The organism is Candidatus Enterococcus leclercqii (assembly GCF_009933135.1).
Taxonomy (GTDB): domain Bacteria; phylum Bacillota; class Bacilli; order Lactobacillales; family Enterococcaceae; genus Enterococcus_C; species Enterococcus_C leclercqii.
In genome coordinates this window covers 24,364-40,991 of the sequence record NZ_MAEH01000013.1, presented here as the reverse complement: position 1 = coordinate 40,991, position 16,628 = coordinate 24,364, and the positions used below count along the sequence as shown (strand labels likewise).

Below are 16,628 nucleotides of genomic sequence, written 5' to 3'. Positions count from 1 at the left end.
AAAGGTCTAAGTTGTTGTTGCTAATTGTTTCAGCAACTTTTAAATCATATCAGACGAGCAACCGCTTGTCAACATTTTTTCAAAAGTTTTTTTCGCTTTACCAAATCCAAGGAGCAGAAGCAACTCGTTTATGATATCGCATAGATTGTTATTTGTCAACAACTTTCTTTGCGTTTCATAGCGGATATTGACGCCTCTATCTCAGCAACTCCGTTATAATATCATGCCGTTTGTAACGGGTCAAGTCTTTTTTTACTTTGTTGAAAAGATCTTTTCCCTCAATCGGACAAGTAATAATATAGCAATTCTTAAACCAAAAAGCAACACTAAAACACAAGTAACTACGGCTTTTTCAGAAATACGAATGTTGCTGTTCAATTCCATTCAATCATTCATAAAAATGACCTAAATCACCCAAAAAACTGCTTCAGTCAACGTGTTCTTTCGGATTCTTTCTTGCAAGAAAGTAAGTTATAAAAAATAGCGGGGTCGTTTTCAAGTGACAAACGGCCCCGCTACTTTTAATTTTCAATCAAATTCTCTGCATCCTCTTTGATAGGTAAATAAATTTTGAAAATCGTTCCTTGTCCCAATACACTGTCAGCGGCAATACGGCCCTTATAGCTTTCAGCTAACTGCTTAGCGATTGAAAGACCTAAGCCATTGCCTCCTTTGGTACGAGCCCGGGCTTTATCCACGCGATAAAAGCGATGGAAGATTTTCTCCAAGTCTTCAGCAGAAATCCCCTCGCCGAAATCTTGGATGGCAACTTCAAATTCCCGACCGACTATTCGGATGCTCATATTGATTTCCTTGCGATCAGTAGAATATTTGACGGCATTGTCTAAAATGATAATAATCAGTTGTTCAAAATGGTTGCGATAGATTTTTAACTGAACCTCATCGTGCAAATCATCGTCTAGCGTAAATGTAAATTCCGGGTAGAGCATAACAAAGTTGTTAAAGACCTGATGAGTGACTTCTTTCGCACTGGTTACTTCATTTCCATAATGCATCTCGACTTGTTCGGCACGGGAAAGATCCAACATTTCCTGAACCAAAGTTTTCATACGACTTAACTCTTGAATACTCGCTGCCAATGCCTCATCCAAAATTTCAGGGTCTTTTTTCCCCCAACGCTGCAACATGCTCAAGTGCCCCTCCATAATTGCCACAGGGGTGCGCAGTTCATGTGAGACGTCTTCTACAAATTGCTTCTGTTGGTCCATATAAATCCGCATCCGATCCAACATATCATTGAAAATTTCTGCTAAATCAGTCAATTCGTCATTTGTTCCAATCTCCGGCATCTGGACGTCAGACAAAGGATCTTCTCTGATCGTATCCATCGTGTCTCGCAGAACTTTCAGCGGCTTCAAGAAATACGTTGAAAGAAAGAACCCTAGAACACTGCTTAGTATCAAAGAAACAACTTCCAAAACAATCAGTGTAACCAACAGTCGGCTGCGAATATCATAGAAGGCAGATAACTCGTAAAAGCTCTGAATATAGCCAATTTTTTCCCGCGTCTTCTTCGAATAGATGGGTTCCACCGAGATAAAACCGGTTCGTTCGCCTACAGTGGTGATGGTAGGATCTTTTCGTTGCATCTGACTCAAGGGCATGTCTTGATCAATCGTCTGCAACACTACCTGCTTATCCAAATTATAAGCATAAAAGTGCATGACTTCTTGGCCGATAAAGGAAATATACGGGTCAATAGTAAGAAGGTTCCCCTCCAGATCGGGTACCTGGCCAATTCGAGTATCGTTAACGCCTTGCTTAGTTAGCGCTGATCCTGTCAGATAATGATATGCCTGCTCCGACGTAAGTTCTTCGTCGGCATCGGCTAAGCGGGAAGTAATTTCCGACATGGTTTGCTCGATATTCTTCCGCTCATTGGCTACGATCAAATTCACGGAAGACTTATAGGTGATTACAGCAAAAATAGTAAAGACAACAAAGATAAAGAAAGAACTGGCAAAAGCCCACTTTGCAGTCAAAGATGGGCCTTTGAGTTCTCTTTTGTCCTCTACTATCGTTTTTTTCGTGGTTTTATCCATGTGTTTACGAGCGCATCACATAGCCGGTGCCGCGAACAGTCTGAATATAGCTTTCTTCACCAGGTACGTCGATTTTATTCCGTAAGTACCGAATATAAACATCCACAACATTCGTTTCAACTTCGGTTTCGTAGCCCCATACTTTGTTAAGCAATACATCCCGTGCAAGCACCACATTGACATTTTCCATCAAAGTCAGCAGCAATTCATATTCCCGTTTGGTCAATTCGATGACATCGCTGCCGCGACGCACGACACGGTTTTCCTTTTCAATGGTCAAGTCTCGATAAGTGATTGTCGTTTGTTTGGCAACATTCTTATCCCCTTCGATATCAATCCGCCGTAAAAGTGCTCGTAAACGCGCCAAAAGCTCTTCAATGGCAAAAGGTTTTACGATGTAATCGTCGGCACCGTGATCCAAGCCAGAGACCCGGTCAATAACTGAATCCCGCGCAGTCATCATAATAATCGGGGTATTCTTGGCCTGACGAATTCGACGACAAACTTCCAACCCGTTTAGTTCTGGCAGCATCAAATCTAAAAGGATTGCATCCCATTCGTTATTTAACGCAGCTTCCAATCCAGTTCTGCCATTGTAATGCACCTCTGTGTTGTAGCCTTCGTGGGTTAACTCCAACTCTACAAAACGAGCGAGATTCTTCTCGTCTTCAATAATCAAGATATTACTCATCGATCTAACAGTCCTTCTCTCCACATGTATTCTTTTAGGTGAACTTTTGTTTTCTTATTAAAATACTATAGCCAGTTTATCATGAAAGCGCCAAATTAAAAAGAGCTATGTAATAAAGATATGAGTTTTTATAAGCTTTTATAAAAACAGTCTTCATTTTTCAAAACAACACTTTTCTTCAGTGATCATTTTTGATTTCATTGAGTCAAAAAAAGACCCGATCTTTGCGACCGGGTCGTAAGCAATTTATTCTTCGTGATACCAACTGTAGTGGAAAATGCCTTCACGATCTGTACGTTCGTAGGTGTGGGCGCCAAAATAGTCCCGCTGTGCTTGAATGATATTCGCAGGTAACCGTTCAGAACGATAAGAATCAAAGTAAGCAATCGCAGAAGAGAAGGTCGGAACCGGTACCCCTGCTTGAACGGCGATAGCGACTACCTCCCGAACCGCCTGTTGATATTTTTTAGTAATTTCAACAAAGTAATCGTCCAGTAAGAGGTTTTCCAAATCCGGTGTCTTTTCATACGCATCAGTGATTTTTTGCAAGAAGCGCGCCCGAATAATACAACCTGCTCGCCAGATTTTAGCAATTTCTCCAAAAGGCAGATCCCAATCAAATTCCTTCGAAGCCGTTCGTAATTGCGCGAATCCTTGCGCATAACTCATGATTTTACTGAAATACAACGCTTCACGGATTTTTTCTACTAATTCTTTTTTGTCCCCGTCAAAAGTAAAAGCTGCAGGTTCAGGGAGAATCTTGCTGGCGTTGATCCGTTCTGCTTTATATGCTGAAATATAACGGGCGAAAACTGATTCAGTGATCAGTGGTAATGGTACACCCAAGTCCAGGGCACTTTGAGACGTCCATTTCCCAGTTCCTTTGTTACCGGCAGCATCCAAAATGACATCAACGATTGGCTGTCCAGTCCCAAGATCATCTTTTCGCGTCAGGATATCGGCAGTGATTTCAATCAAATAGCTATCCAATTCGCCTTCGTTCCACTCTTTGAAGATGTCAGCCATTTCTTCAACAGACAATCCTAAAATATTCTTCATCAAATCATAAGACTCAGCAATCAGCTGCATATCTCCGTATTCGATCCCGTTATGGACCATTTTAACGTAATGGCCTGCACCATTTGGCCCAATATAGGTCACACAAGGCGCGCCGTCTTCTGCCTTAGCAGAAATCTGTTCTAAAATTGGAGCAACCAGCTCATAGGCTTCTTTTTGCCCCCCAGGCATGATGGAAGGTCCTTTCAGTGCCCCTTCTTCGCCGCCGGAAACCCCAGTTCCGATGAAATTGATTCCGGAATTGGCTAATTCTTCATTTCGCCGAATCGTATCTTTAAAGAAGGTATTCCCGCCATCAATCAGGATGTCTCCTTTATCCAGATGAGGCAGCAACTCTTTAATCGTCGCATCAGTCGGCCCGCCGGCTTTAACCATTAAAAGAATCCGTCGCGGCTTTTCGATTGCTGCCACAAACTCTTCAATCGAATAAGTCGGTAAGAAATTTTTATCTGGATGTTCTTTTACGACTTCTTCCGTCTTCGCTCCTGTCCGATTATATAATGCGACGGAATACCCGCGGCTTTCGATATTTAAAGCCAGGTTTTTACCCATGACCGCCATTCCCACGACACCAATTTGCTGTTTTGTCATGTTCATTCCTCCAATAGTGTGAAATACTCAATTGATCTTACCTATTATAGCCCAAAATAAGCCACTGGCAAAGCCAGACAGACCACAAAAGTCAGCGCTGGTTTACGAGGGTTCGTAAATTTCACCTTGTTTTAGTCCCTCAGACTGACACAACAATATAAAGTTGTAAAATCCGCGCTATCTTTGCGGTTCATAAGTCCATGCAGAGGCGGGGTTCAAGATGATTTCTCGCCATTTCCAAAAAAGAGGACTTGGTGCTTTCGTAGCTTGATTGAGTAATCATGTTTGGACGAACGTAGAGTTTCTGTTTAATCACCCCTGGCTTTTCCTTGAACAAAAACAAACAACCCCCGAGACTCCATGGTTAGTCTCGAGGGTTAACGGTCATTTTCAGTTTAAAACGACTTATGCTTCTGCTTTGGTTGTCACGTCTTTACCGTCGTAGTAGCCGCAGTTGGCACATACGTGGTGGCTCTTTTTCAATTCACCACAGTTTGGACATTCGTTCAAACCGTTGATGGTCAATTTGTAATGAGTGCGACGTTTGTTTTTCTTCGCTTTAGAAGTTTTTCTAGCTGGTACTGCCATTTCTCAATACACCTCCTTGTATTTGAAAACGCGAAAAATCCGCGCGATTTATTCCAATCTTACTCGTTATCTTCATCGTCGGAAACATCCAACAACTGAGATAATTTGGCAAGACGAGGATCGATAGTTGGTGCAGCCTGTTCTTTCTGCTGCAGATAGTCAGCCTCTGAGATAACTTCCCAGTCCTGACCCTTTGGTAAAGCATGCGATGCTTTTTCAGCTTCGGTCAAAATCTGCATGGGAATCTCCAATAAGATATTGTCCAAAACCGACTCGACAGTGTCCAACGTCTGACCTTCTAAAATCAAAATTTCGTGTTCGGGCACTACATCGGAACGAGTTTGAAACTGCTCTGGTGTCATGAACTGTTCAGTTACTGAAAAATCTAGCGGCAATTCCACCGGTTCCAAGCTTCTTGAAGAAGGAACGGTCAACGTAACCTGCACACGATAGTTTAACAAGTAGCCGTGATCGTCGATAGTCACTGTTCCTGCAACTTCAGCAGGCTCAGCAGCGAGAATCTGATCATCGCGTTTCAATAATGCTGTTTTGACATCCAGGACTTCTTGAAACGCTGCTCCGGTTTCCCGAAACTTGCGCAATTCCTGTAAAGACCACTTCATAATTATCACCTCTAAGCAACAAAAGCTATTATACAGGCTGTATTTTAGCTTGTCAATGAAATTTTCTTGACACCTTTTCATGATAGAAAAACAGCCACTGCCGGTGACAGTGGCTGCAATAATCAATGGATCGAACTGTCAATTAGATGGCTGTTGTTTCTCCGCGGTAAACAATCCCACGACGAGGGTCAACAGTTACCAATTCACCGTCTTCAATTGTTGTTGTAGCATCTTTGGCACCCACGATAACCGGGATGTCTTTAGCGATACCTACAACCGCAGCGTGAGATGTCAAGCCACCTTCTTCAACGATTACAGCTGCCGCTTTTTCGAAAGCTGGCATATATTCTTTGTCAGTTGTTGGAACAACCAGAACCATACCATCTTTTGCTTTAGCGATTGCTTCCTCAGCTGATTTAGCAACGACTGCGTTCGCAACGACTGTCTTTTCACCGACGCCTTGTGCTTCCAACAATTTTGAACCGATCAATTGAATCTTCATAACGTTTGTCGTTCCCCGTTCACCGACAGGAACACCTGCAGTGATCAAGATCAAATCGCCTTCTTTAGCAAAGCCAAGATCAACGGCTTTTTTAGTTGCCAAGTCAAACATTTCATCAGTTGTTGAAGGTTTTTCAGCAACTGTCGGATAAACACCCCAGTTTAACATCAAGCCACGTTTTGTGCGTTCGTCAAAAGTTACAGCCAAGATATCTGCATCTGGACGGTATTTAGAAATCATACGTGCAGTATGGCCAGATTCAGTAGCGGCAACGATTGTTTTAACGCCCAAGTTTTTCGCAGCCCGAGCTACAGCAATACCGATTGTTTCAGTTACATCAGTTTTGTCGAATTCGTTGATTTGGAATGTGCCCAATTCTTGCAGGGCTTTTTCAGCTTCCATGTCAATACGAGCCATTGTAGCAACAGCTTTTACTGGGTAGTCGCCGTTTGCAGATTCGCCAGACAACATGGTTGCGTCAGTTCCGTCAAAGACAGCATTGGCAACGTCAGAAGCTTCCGCGCGAGTTGGACGAGGGTTTTGTTGCATAGATTCCAACATTTGTGTTGCAGTAACAACTACTTTACCGGCAGCGTTACATTTTTTGATGATCATCTTTTGAACCATTGGTACTTCTTCAGCTGGAATTTCAACACCCATGTCCCCACGAGCAACCATGATACCATCAGAAACTTTGATGATTTCATCGATATTGTCGATACCTTCTTGAGATTCGATCTTAGAGATGATTTGAACGTGAGTCATGTTCTTTTCTTCTAAGATTTCGCGAATATCCAGAACGTCTTGGGCTTTACGAACGAAAGAAGCTGCGATGTAGTCGATTTCGTTGTCCAAACCGAAACGGATGTCGCCAGCGTCTTTTTCAGTGATACCTGGCAAGCTGATAGAAACGCCAGGTGCATTGACACCTTTACGAGAGCCTAAGATACCAGCATTTTGAACTTCAACAACCAATTCTTTGTTGGCTTCGTCTTTTTCCAAAATCTTCATGTCAATCAAGCCATCGTCAAACATGATGTGGCCGCCAACATGAACGTCGTCATACAGGCCTGGGTAAGTTACAGCGATTTTTTCTTTGCTGCCTTCCAATTCGCCATCCATGGAAATACGAGTTTTGTCGCCGATTTCAAACGGAATTTTACCAGTTTCAGTACCTTGAACAGTAGTACGGATTTCCGGACCTTTTGTATCAAGCAAGATCGCTACGTCTTTACCAGTTTTCGCAATAGCTTCACGAACCAGGTTCATCCGTCCCAATTGTTCTTCGTGATCCCCGTGAGAGAAGTTGAAACGGAAAACATTGGCGCCTGATTCGATGAGTTGGGAGATAATCTCCACGTTATTACTTGCTGGTCCTAAAGTACTAACGATTTTTGTTTTTTTCATTACTGAACGCTCCTATTCCTTTATTTAAAAAAGCTGCTTTAAGCTCTTTTTTCAAGTTTCATGCTGCCCTTGATCTTGTCGCAGAAAATCAGAAGGACAATTGTTTGTTCAAGTCATACAATGAAAGATCAGGTTTGTGTTTGTGATTTTCCAAAGTATCGATGATATCCGCTGCAACGACTTGGTTGTCTAACATCCCGATGCACAATCCGCCTTTGCCTTGTTCCAAAAGTTCAACTGCATATGCACCGAATTTAGAAGCCAAGACACGGTCGCGGGCACTTGGAGAACCGCCACGAACAACGTGACCCAAAATAGAAACACGGGTATGGTAGTCCCCATATTCAGAGAGTTTATCCGCAAACTCGTTGCCGCCCATCACACCTTCAGCCAAGACGATCAAGCAATGTTTTTTACCACGATCGCGGCCTTCTTGGATACGCTTAGCAACAGCTGCCATATCAAAGTCGTGCTCAGGAATGATGATTTCATCTGCACCGCCGGCTACACCAGACCACAAAGCAATATCACCAGCACCCCGGCCCATTACTTCGATGACAAATGTCCGAACGTGAGAAGTCGCCGTATCACGAATCCGGTCAAGGGATTCTAAAACGGTGTTGATTGCTGTGTCGAAACCAACTGTAAAATCAGTTCCTGGAATATCGTTGTCAATCGTTCCTGGAATACCAACTGCCGGGAAGCCGTGACGTGTCAGTGCCATCGCGCCATGATAAGAACCATCACCGCCGATAACTACCAGACCTTCGATACCGAATTTTTTCAATTGCTCGATCCCTTTTAGTTGCCCTTCTTGAGTAGCAAATTCAGGATAACGAGCAGAGTATAAGAATGTACCGCCTCGTTGGATCTTATCGCCTACGTCGGCAACATCCAAACGACGGATATCACCTGCTACCAGACCGGCAAAGCCATAGTTAATCCCGTAGACTTCTAAACCGTCGTAGATCCCTTTGCGGACAACGGCGCGAATCGCCGCGTTCATCCCAGGAGCGTCACCGCCACTGGTCAAGATTCCGATGCGTTTCATTAACCATTCACCTCATTAAATGTTGTTTTGTTCGGTTTGATACAAATAATACCTGTTAGGCATTAACCACGAGTAACATTTTACCATTAAATCCTTGAAATGTCTTGATTATCCTACAACAATTTGAAAAAAATGAAAACGGAAGGTATTATTTACTGAAAAGCACATGTAAGCTATTTAAATACAACATTCTCTGAACCCAGTAAGCCTGCTAGTTCACTGCTTACCGCCGCCGAATTTTCGATTTGATTTTCATGAGAGAGAATCTTTTTCACACCGGAAGCTGCATAGACCAATATCACCGGCACATCCCCGGGATGACTGCGAATCAGGTGTAAAAGCTGATTCAAATCAGCCGCGGTTTCCTTTTCTGGCAGAATGCGTAAATAGCAGGTCGTCTGGCTTAATTGTTCTTGCGCTTTTTCTGCGGGCAGCAACCGCTCCGCAATCAGCTGCAGCTCTTGATTGTACTTGCTGACTTCCCCTTTTCCTTCAATATAAATGACATCCCCCACTTCAAAGGTCTGTCGCACTTGTCGGTATAAGTCAGGAAAAATCGTCACACTCAGTTCACCTGTAGGATCATTACCTTCTAAAAAGGCCATCTGATCGCCTTTTTTAGTACGGATCTCGCGAATATTCCGCAAATATAACAAGACTTTTGCTTTTTCACCTGCCACAAGTTCTGTGATATGGTGAATGTGTGCTCGTTCTTGCAGCAGGCCATACTTTTCTACCGGATGACCTGACAGATAGACCCCCAGATACGCTTCTTCTAAATCCAACTTTTCTTCCAATGAGTATTCCCGTACATCAGTTACCTTCAGAGTCATCAAATCTAACAAATCCATACTACCGCCACTGTATTGGATATTTTGAATTTTCCCTTCCAATTCACTCATGAGTTGGCGACGATTTTCTTCAATCTCATCGAATACTCCAACTTGGATCAACGGTTCTAAGATATCGGTTTTACGCCATTTATTATCGATGCGGTATAAAAAATTATCCAGGGAAGTATAAGGCCCGTTGCGCTTGCGCTCTGCCACCACGTCAGCGATAAAGTCTCGTCGTAAGCCTTTGACGGCACCCAAGCCGAAGCGAATCGTTTTCAAATCCTCCAGATAAAAGCCAAAACTACTTTTGTTGATGGTGGGCGGCATGATTCGAATGCTTCTTTTTTTGGCTTCTGCCAGATACTCCTTGATTTTACCAGTATTGCCCCGGACAGATTGAAGGAGTGCCGCAAAAAACGGTCCCGGGTAATGGACTTTCAAGTACCCCATTTGAAACCCAACAAACGAATAGGCAAATGCGTGGGAACGATTAAAGCCGTAGCCGGCAAAACGCTCAATGTAGCCATAGACCTCCTCTGCTTTTTCTCGAGAATGCCCTTGAGCGACAGCACCGGTAACAAAATTTTGCCGCTGTTCGTCTAGGATTTCTTTCTTTTTCTTTCCCATTGCGCGGCGCAAAAGATCCGCTTGTCCTAAAGAAAAACCCGCCATCTTATTGGCCACCTGCATAACTTGCTCCTGATAAACCATAATCCCATAAGTATTTTTCAGAATTGGGCGCAGGCTTTCATCCAGATAGGTAACTTTCTCACGACCTTTTTTCCGCTGAATAAAGTGATCAATGTTTTGTGCAGGGCCAGGACGATACAAGGCATTGACAGCGGCGATTTCTTCGATATTCTCCGGCTCCAAGCGGCGCAGCACATTGCGGATTCCAGCAGATTCAAATTGAAAGATTCCCGCAGTATCCCCTCGTTGAAATAGAGCCAGTGTCTCAGGATCATCCAATGCGATGTCTTTTTGTGACAGAGTTTGACCGGTGACCTTTTTGATTCCCCGCAAGGTATCATCAATGATTGACAAATTTCGCAGTCCGAGAAAATCCATCTTCAACAAGCCGACAGTTTCGACATCATTCATAGTAAACTGAGTCAGCAAGATGTCATCTGATCCAGCCTGTAATGGAACGAGCTCCAACAAGTCCCTATCGCTGATTACCACACCCGCTGCATGGGTGGAAACATGGCGAGGCAGGCCCTCCAAAATTAAAGCCACTTCAAACAATGTCTGGTTTTTGGGACTTTGGCTCACTAAATCTCGTAATGCTACCGATTGATCGTAGGCTTCTTTTAATGTAATTTTACGGCCGTTTCCTAAAGTGGGTACCGCTTTTGACCAACGATTGGCTTCTGATTGTGACAAGCCGAAAACCCGCGCCGTATCCTTCAGCACCATCTTAGCTGCCATGGTACCGAAAGTTGCAATTTGGGCCATTTTTAATCGTCCGTATTTTTCTTGTACATAGCGCAGCACTTCTTGGCGCCGATTGTCAGGAATATCCAGGTCAATATCCGGCATACTGTAACGCTCAGGATTCAAAAAGCGTTCAAACAACAGGTCGTAACGGATTGGATCTACGTCGGTAATTGACAACACATAGGCCACCAGAGAACCTGCAGCAGAACCTCGGCCAGCCCCGGTTACAATCCCGGTACGATGAGCGAAATCCATCACATCCCAAACAATTAGAAAGTAATCGTCAAAGCCCATCTGATGAATGACTGAAAGCTCGTAGTCCAGGCGTTTTTGATAATCTGCTGAATTATTTGCTACTCGCAAAGGCAAAAGACGCTGGCAAAGCTCTGCCAAAAAAGACCCAGCAGATTGATTGTCCAGTGGATAAGCAGGTAAGAGCTTCTGATGCAAAGGCAGCTGCCAGTTACAGCGATCCGCAAAAGCTTCAGCATTGGCTAACCCTCTTGGCTCAAGTTGATTAAAATACTCCGTCGCCTGCTTTTCAGACAGCAGCTGTCCCGTACCCGTCAGTTGTAATTCTTCTAATTCATTGATCTGCGTACCTGCCTTCAAATGGGTCATCACTTTGACAGCTTGCAACTCTTCTGCTTTTAAACTGACAACTGTCGCAGTTGCAAAAGGTGGAATTCCCACAGAATCAAACCACTCCCCAGCAGCGTTGTCTTTTTCACTACTTGCTTCTACGCTGTAGTACAAGTTCGGCAATAAGAATTGCAGCTCCTCCAAGCGCTTTTCCAGCAGCTCTGGGTGCCCATAACGAAGATAGGTAAGTTCATTGCGAACAGGCAAGATTGCAATCACATCTTCTGCAGGAAGAAACTCTTCTAATGCAACCTGTCCATCACTCATTTTTTTAGAAGACAAGCGAATTAACGTCTCGTAGCCTGCCTGGCTAGCAGCAAACAACAACAGTTCGTTTTCCTCCCGTTGAACCGGAGAGTAATAATCCAGATGCAGCCCGATAACCGGCTTAATACCATGCTTTTGACAGCTTTGGTAAAACTCCACTGCTGCCGTGAGAACGTTGCGGTCGCAGATTCCCAGTGTGCTGTAGCCTGCTTTTTGACCGGCAGTAACATATTCTTCAACTTTGACAGTACTTTGAAGCAATGAAAAAGCGGTTGTCGTTGTTAATTGCGGAAAACTCATGAAAAAACCTCCAGAAAATTTCCAAACTGTGTTTTCTTTACTTATCAGGAAATTATGTTAAACTATTTACGACAGATTTTCATCTAGAAAAGAGGTGCCAGAAATGAAATATATCATGACTATGTTTTGGGCCTTTATCTTGGGCCAAGTCGTTGGTTATCTCGGAAGCGCATTGATCGGCGCAGCCTACGATTTCCAGTTGTCTACTGTTTTGTCATTGATTGTCGGCTTGATCGTCATCTTGATCGGCACCGTTGCACCGCCGAAAGAATCAAAAGTGGGCTGATTCAGCCAACCAATGTCACATCTCATAGCAAAAACCAGTTACTCTATTGTAACTGGTTTTTTTGTGATTTCAAATCAGAGGGATTCCTGTAGATTTTTGCGGAAATTAAACAGTGACAATAGGATATTCAACAGCACAAACCCGCTAGTGGCCCAGAACACTGCTCGATAACCGAAACTATGGGCAACAGTTGACCCCACCATCGGTCCCAGCACTTGACCAAAATTAGAAAACATTTGGTTATAGCTGTAGATTCGACTGACCCCTTCTGTCGGTGTGATTTTAGAAATCAATGTGTTGATGGAAGGCATCAGCGCCCCTGTAGAAAAGCCCAACAAAAAGCGCAGGACTCCTAGCTGAAATGGTGAACTCACAAATCCCATCGGAATAAAGCAAAGAAGTGATAAAACCAGACCAAACAACAGCACTTTGTGATTGCCCACCCGGTCACCAATTCGACCCAGAGTAGGTGAAGACAAAATTGCCGAGACTCCTGATACTGAAACGATTAAGCCACTGACAAACAAGACATTACTGCTGTCTCCGCTGAGCTGTCGAATATATAACGTCAAAATCGGACTGATGCTGGTAACGCCGATCTGCAAAATCAACGAGGTCACAAACAACCCCAACAATACTTGCAGATTCGGAATTTTTCTCAAAATTTCCCGTGTGGTCATCATTTCAGTTTTGGCTACCGGTGTGAAGTCTTCTTTTACCAGAAAAATCGTCAATATTGTCGTGATCAACAGGACTGTTCCGGTGATGATAAAAACATTTTCCATCCCAAACCACTGTGCCAGGGCACCACCCATGGAAGGCCCAATCAAATTTCCTGCGATAGCACCAGTAGCCAAGGTTCCCAATGCCCAGCCACTCTTTTGTTTAGGCGCTTGTGAAGCAATCAGCGCCGTTGCATTGGGTATGTATCCAGACAAGATTCCCGTCATAAACCGCATGATTAAAAGCCAATACACATCAGGAACAAAAGCCAATGACCCCATCGTAAAGGTCATCCCCACTGCTGCTCTGATCATCATCAGCCTTCTCCCTTTACGATCAGCCAGATTTCCCCAAATCGGTGCAACAATTGCTGAAGCGAATGCGGTCACGGAAATTGCCAATCCTGAAAAGAGCTCTATCTGGCTTTTAGGTGTTCCCAATTGTTCGATATACAACGGAATAAAAGGCATCACTAAACTGAAACTTGCACCGGTAAAAAAACAGCCAATCCAGGAAATCAGTAAGTTACGCCGCCAATCGATTTTCATCCTACAACCTTCTTTCCTTTTTACTATACCTTACTTTTGAAAAAGGGAAAACCCGCATGCTGTTTTCTTACAGTTTAGTCGCCGGTTAATAACCGAGCTGTGGACATCACGCCTCTTTTAGAAAACTACTCAAAGCCTCTCCACCTTATTAGACTGTTAATCGTAACTGTCCACTCAAAATTCCCCTGTAGCAATCCTACACCACTCATCATTGCCGGTAATTGACCATTAAGCATGTTTGCTACTCCTACGTCTCAAAAAAGTACTGACACTGGGAAATTCACATCACTGATCCAAAATCTTAGAAACATGCTGACATGTCTTTCTCCAACTTCAAAACACAAACAAACAGCTCTCCGCAGCATTGCGCCTCGGAAAGCTGTTTGTTCTCGTTGCGTTTTGAATAGCTTACAAAATTGCCAAAATCACGAAGTTCGCAATAAAGAGCAGATCGACTACCCAGATAATTGGTGATACTTCTTTAAACTTGCCATTAACAACTTTCACCAAAGTGTAGAAGATAAAACCGGCTGCAATCCCGTATGAGATGCTGTAGCAAAAGCCCATGAAGATCGCAGCGAAGAAAGCAGGAACCGCTTCTTCCAAGTCTGTCCATTTAATATCGGCAAACGAAGCCAACATCATGACACCCACCAAAATCAAAGCTGGCGCTGTTGCTTGAGCAGGTACCACAGAGATCAATGGTGAAAACAAACTAGAGAGTGCAAACAAGGCAGCGACGACGACTGAAGTCAGACCGGTACGTCCGCCGGCACCAATCCCGGCAGCAGATTCTACATAAGTTGTTGTATTAGACGTTCCGAAAATCGCACCGACTGAAGTTGCAATCGCATCAGCAAACAGTGCTTTGTCCATCTTTGTGTTGAACCCGCGGCTATCTTCCAAAGCATCTTCATCTTCTTTTGAAAAGATACCCGTACGACGTCCCGTCCCGATGAATGTCCCAATTGTATCAAAGGTGTCAGATAAGCTAAAAGCGATAATCGTCATCAACACTTGGGGGATTTTAGATGCATCTGAAAACAGTGCCTGCATACCGTCTTTTCCAAAAGCTGCACCAAAAGTCGTTCCCAATTCATTAATCGATGCGCCTAAAGAGTTGGCCTTCATATCGATTGCTGAAAGATCTACCACACCCATTAAAATACCGATAATCGTGGTTGCCACGATCCCAATTAAAATACCGCCACGAACATTTTTTACCACCAGCAGAGTAGTAATCACCAAACCAATAAGGGCTAAAATGACTCCAGCATTGTCAAAATTCGCCAAAGCCGGCACCACACCACCATTGGCTACTAAACTTGTTTCAGAATCACCGCTTAGCACATTGGCTTTTTCAACAGTAAAATTCAACAAGTTGGCATTCTTTAACCCAACATAGGCAACAAAAATACCAATACCGCCACCAATGGCATGTTGCAGGCTTTCAGGAATTGCATGGATAATCATTTTTCGAATTCGAGTAATCGTGATAAAAATATTGATTAACCCACAGATAAACACCATCGCCAAAGCTTCTTGCCAAGAGTACCCTAAACCAAAAACAACAGTAAATGTAAAGAAAGCATTCAGACCCATGCCTGGTGCTTGCGCATAAGGAACATTTGCAAATAGCCCCATAACCAAAGTACCAATCACCGAAGCGATGATTGTTGCCAAGAAGACTGCCTGAAACGGCATCCCCGACAAGGACAAAATGGAAGGATTTACGAACAAAATGTAGCTCATTGCAAAGAAAGTTGTCACCCCGGCCATAACCTCAGTTGAAACCGTCGTGTTGTTTTCCTTTAACTTGAAAAACTTTTCCATAAAAAATGTCTCTCCTTAATATGATGTAATAATTGCATACGAGTAATTACCCGACCGAAGTTGATTATAGAAATCATTTTAATAATTATCAAGAAAACTATGATCTTTTCCAACATAAACGATCTTATCGTTCGTGTTTTACTAAGAAACATTTCAGCATCCGCCTATTTTGGGCAAATGTCATTCGTTTTTGCTATAAAAAAATTTCTTTTTGTCTCCTTTTGCAATAATATATTGATGCCACTCACCTCTAAGCTTTTCTTAAACCACAAAGAAATTCTTTTGAAAACTTTATGAAAACGCGAGAATATGGTACACTGTGACAGATACTAATTAGAGAAAGGGGGCAAATCTCATGACACAAAAATTAATTGCGATCGACTTAGACGGCACCACCTTGAATGGTCAATCGTTGATTTCTCCCAAAACAAAACACGTTTTGCAACGGGCAACAAAAGCTGGACACATCGTCAGCATTGCAACAGGGCGTCCGTTTCGTATGAGTGAACAATTTTATCGGGAGTTGGCTTTGAAAAGCCCAATGGTAAACTTCAATGGCGCCTTGGTGCACTTGCCTTACCAAAATTGGGCCCAAGAATCCGAAACTTTGTTCAGTCGGGATATCGTTTTTGAGATTTTGGCACAAAAAGAAGAACTGCAGCTGGAATATGTCGCTGCTGAGAATCGGGAAACATTCTTTGTAGACCGCATCGATTTCGATGATGCTTATTTGTTTTCCAATGAAAAACCAACAGAGGCCAATCTGTTGAAAAATCTCCGTACTAACCCTACTTCGATGTTGGTGCAAACCAATAACGAAATGGCACAAATCGTCTCAGATCGGCTGAACGAACAGTTCTCCGATTACGTGGACGTTCGTACTTGGGGTGGACCAAAAGCAATTCTTGAGATTGTTGCCAAAGGAATCGAAAAGGCTCGAGGAGTCAAAATCATTGCCGATTCCCTGCAGATTGACCAACAAAATGTCATCGCATTTGGTGACGAACACAACGATATCGAATTGTTGGATTATGCTGGTTGGGGTGTTGCGATGGCTAACGGCTCACAAGCGGCAAAAGATGTGGCCAATGATGTCACCGTAAAAACCAATGATGAAGACGGCTTAGCAGACTACTTGGAAAAACATTTGGCAATCTGATTAA

Annotated in this window: 12 protein-coding genes; 2 read left to right on the top strand and 10 right to left on the bottom strand. The window is 43.4% G+C overall.

Features of this window, described 5'->3' with window-relative positions:
* Nucleotides 1-521: 521 nt before the first annotated feature.
* From BAU14_RS06485 to dnaE, 8 genes are all read right to left on the bottom strand, one after another.
* Nucleotides 522-2,063, bottom strand: coding sequence for a HAMP domain-containing sensor histidine kinase (locus BAU14_RS06485; protein ID WP_161899280.1), 1,542 nt, complete (start codon nt 2,061-2,063; stop codon nt 522-524).
* 4 nt (nt 2,064-2,067) lie between these two features.
* On the bottom strand, nt 2,068-2,754 hold the full coding sequence (locus tag BAU14_RS06480; protein ID WP_161899279.1) for a response regulator transcription factor: 687 nt from the start codon (nt 2,752-2,754) through the stop codon (nt 2,068-2,070).
* Between the two features lie 246 nt (nt 2,755-3,000).
* The gene (gene gndA / locus BAU14_RS06475; protein ID WP_161899278.1) at nt 3,001-4,422 is read right to left on the bottom strand and encodes an NADP-dependent phosphogluconate dehydrogenase; all 1,422 of its coding nucleotides are present in this window, start codon (nt 4,420-4,422) and stop codon (nt 3,001-3,003) included.
* 405 nt (nt 4,423-4,827) lie between these two features.
* The gene (gene rpmF, locus BAU14_RS06470; RefSeq protein WP_161869984.1) at nt 4,828-5,010 is read right to left on the bottom strand and encodes a 50S ribosomal protein L32; all 183 of its coding nucleotides are present in this window, start codon (nt 5,008-5,010) and stop codon (nt 4,828-4,830) included.
* A gap of 59 nt (nt 5,011-5,069) precedes the next feature.
* Nucleotides 5,070-5,633, bottom strand: a complete 564-nt coding sequence (locus tag BAU14_RS06465) for a YceD family protein (protein WP_161899277.1) — start codon at nt 5,631-5,633, stop codon at nt 5,070-5,072.
* Between the two features lie 142 nt (nt 5,634-5,775).
* On the bottom strand, nt 5,776-7,542 hold the full coding sequence (pyk, locus tag BAU14_RS06460) for a pyruvate kinase (protein WP_161899276.1): 1,767 nt from the start codon (nt 7,540-7,542) through the stop codon (nt 5,776-5,778).
* A gap of 88 nt (nt 7,543-7,630) precedes the next feature.
* Nucleotides 7,631-8,593 (bottom strand): 6-phosphofructokinase, encoded by a 963-nt coding sequence (pfkA, locus tag BAU14_RS06455; protein ID WP_161899275.1) that lies wholly within the window; start codon nt 8,591-8,593, stop codon nt 7,631-7,633.
* 173 nt (nt 8,594-8,766) lie between these two features.
* A complete protein-coding gene (gene dnaE, locus BAU14_RS06450; protein WP_161899274.1) occupies nt 8,767-12,075 on the bottom strand; it encodes a DNA polymerase III subunit alpha in 3,309 nt (1,102 codons plus the stop codon).
* Between the two features lie 103 nt (nt 12,076-12,178).
* On the opposite strand from dnaE, the gene BAU14_RS06445 reads away from it, so the two are divergent.
* Entirely contained in the window at nt 12,179-12,361 is a 183-nt protein-coding gene (locus tag BAU14_RS06445; RefSeq protein ID WP_161899273.1) for a YjzD family protein, read from the top strand.
* A 74-nt stretch (nt 12,362-12,435) separates the two neighbouring features.
* Here the strand turns inward: BAU14_RS06445 and BAU14_RS06440 are convergent, their stop codons facing one another.
* On the bottom strand, nt 12,436-13,632 hold the full coding sequence (locus BAU14_RS06440) for a multidrug efflux MFS transporter (protein WP_161899272.1): 1,197 nt from the start codon (nt 13,630-13,632) through the stop codon (nt 12,436-12,438).
* A gap of 408 nt (nt 13,633-14,040) precedes the next feature.
* A complete protein-coding gene (locus tag BAU14_RS06435; RefSeq protein ID WP_420022080.1) occupies nt 14,041-15,384 on the bottom strand; it encodes an NCS2 family permease in 1,344 nt (447 codons plus the stop codon).
* Nucleotides 15,385-15,820: 436 nt separating this feature from the next.
* Here BAU14_RS06435 and BAU14_RS06430 point away from each other — a divergent pair, with 436 nt between their 5' ends.
* Complete coding sequence (locus BAU14_RS06430) at nt 15,821-16,624, top strand: Cof-type HAD-IIB family hydrolase (RefSeq protein ID WP_161899270.1); 804 nt, start codon at nt 15,821-15,823, stop codon at nt 16,622-16,624.
* Nucleotides 16,625-16,628: the final 4 nt, after the last annotated feature.

What these genes read in the sequence shown, in the direction of transcription:
- BAU14_RS06485 (WP_161899280.1), bottom strand. Translation starts at nt 2,063, where the DNA reads ATGGATAAAACCACGAAAAAAACGATAGTAGAGGACAAAAGAGAACTC.
- BAU14_RS06480 (WP_161899279.1), bottom strand. Translation starts at nt 2,754, where the DNA reads ATGAGTAATATCTTGATTATTGAAGACGAGAAGAATCTCGCTCGTTTT.
- gndA (WP_161899278.1), bottom strand. Translation starts at nt 4,422, where the DNA reads ATGACAAAACAGCAAATTGGTGTCGTGGGAATGGCGGTCATGGGTAAA.
- rpmF (WP_161869984.1), bottom strand. Translation starts at nt 5,010, where the DNA reads ATGGCAGTACCAGCTAGAAAAACTTCTAAAGCGAAGAAAAACAAACGT.
- BAU14_RS06465 (WP_161899277.1), bottom strand. Translation starts at nt 5,633, where the DNA reads ATGAAGTGGTCTTTACAGGAATTGCGCAAGTTTCGGGAAACCGGAGCA.
- pyk (WP_161899276.1), bottom strand. Translation starts at nt 7,542, where the DNA reads ATGAAAAAAACAAAAATCGTTAGTACTTTAGGACCAGCAAGTAATAAC.
- pfkA (WP_161899275.1), bottom strand. Translation starts at nt 8,593, where the DNA reads ATGAAACGCATCGGAATCTTGACCAGTGGCGGTGACGCTCCTGGGATG.
- dnaE (WP_161899274.1), bottom strand. Translation starts at nt 12,075, where the DNA reads ATGAGTTTTCCGCAATTAACAACGACAACCGCTTTTTCATTGCTTCAA.
- BAU14_RS06445 (WP_161899273.1), top strand. Translation starts at nt 12,179, where the DNA reads ATGAAATATATCATGACTATGTTTTGGGCCTTTATCTTGGGCCAAGTC.
- BAU14_RS06440 (WP_161899272.1), bottom strand. Translation starts at nt 13,632, where the DNA reads ATGAAAATCGATTGGCGGCGTAACTTACTGATTTCCTGGATTGGCTGT.
- BAU14_RS06435 (WP_420022080.1), bottom strand. Translation starts at nt 15,384, where the DNA reads ATGAGCTACATTTTGTTCGTAAATCCTTCCATTTTGTCCTTGTCGGGG.
- BAU14_RS06430 (WP_161899270.1), top strand. Translation starts at nt 15,821, where the DNA reads ATGACACAAAAATTAATTGCGATCGACTTAGACGGCACCACCTTGAAT.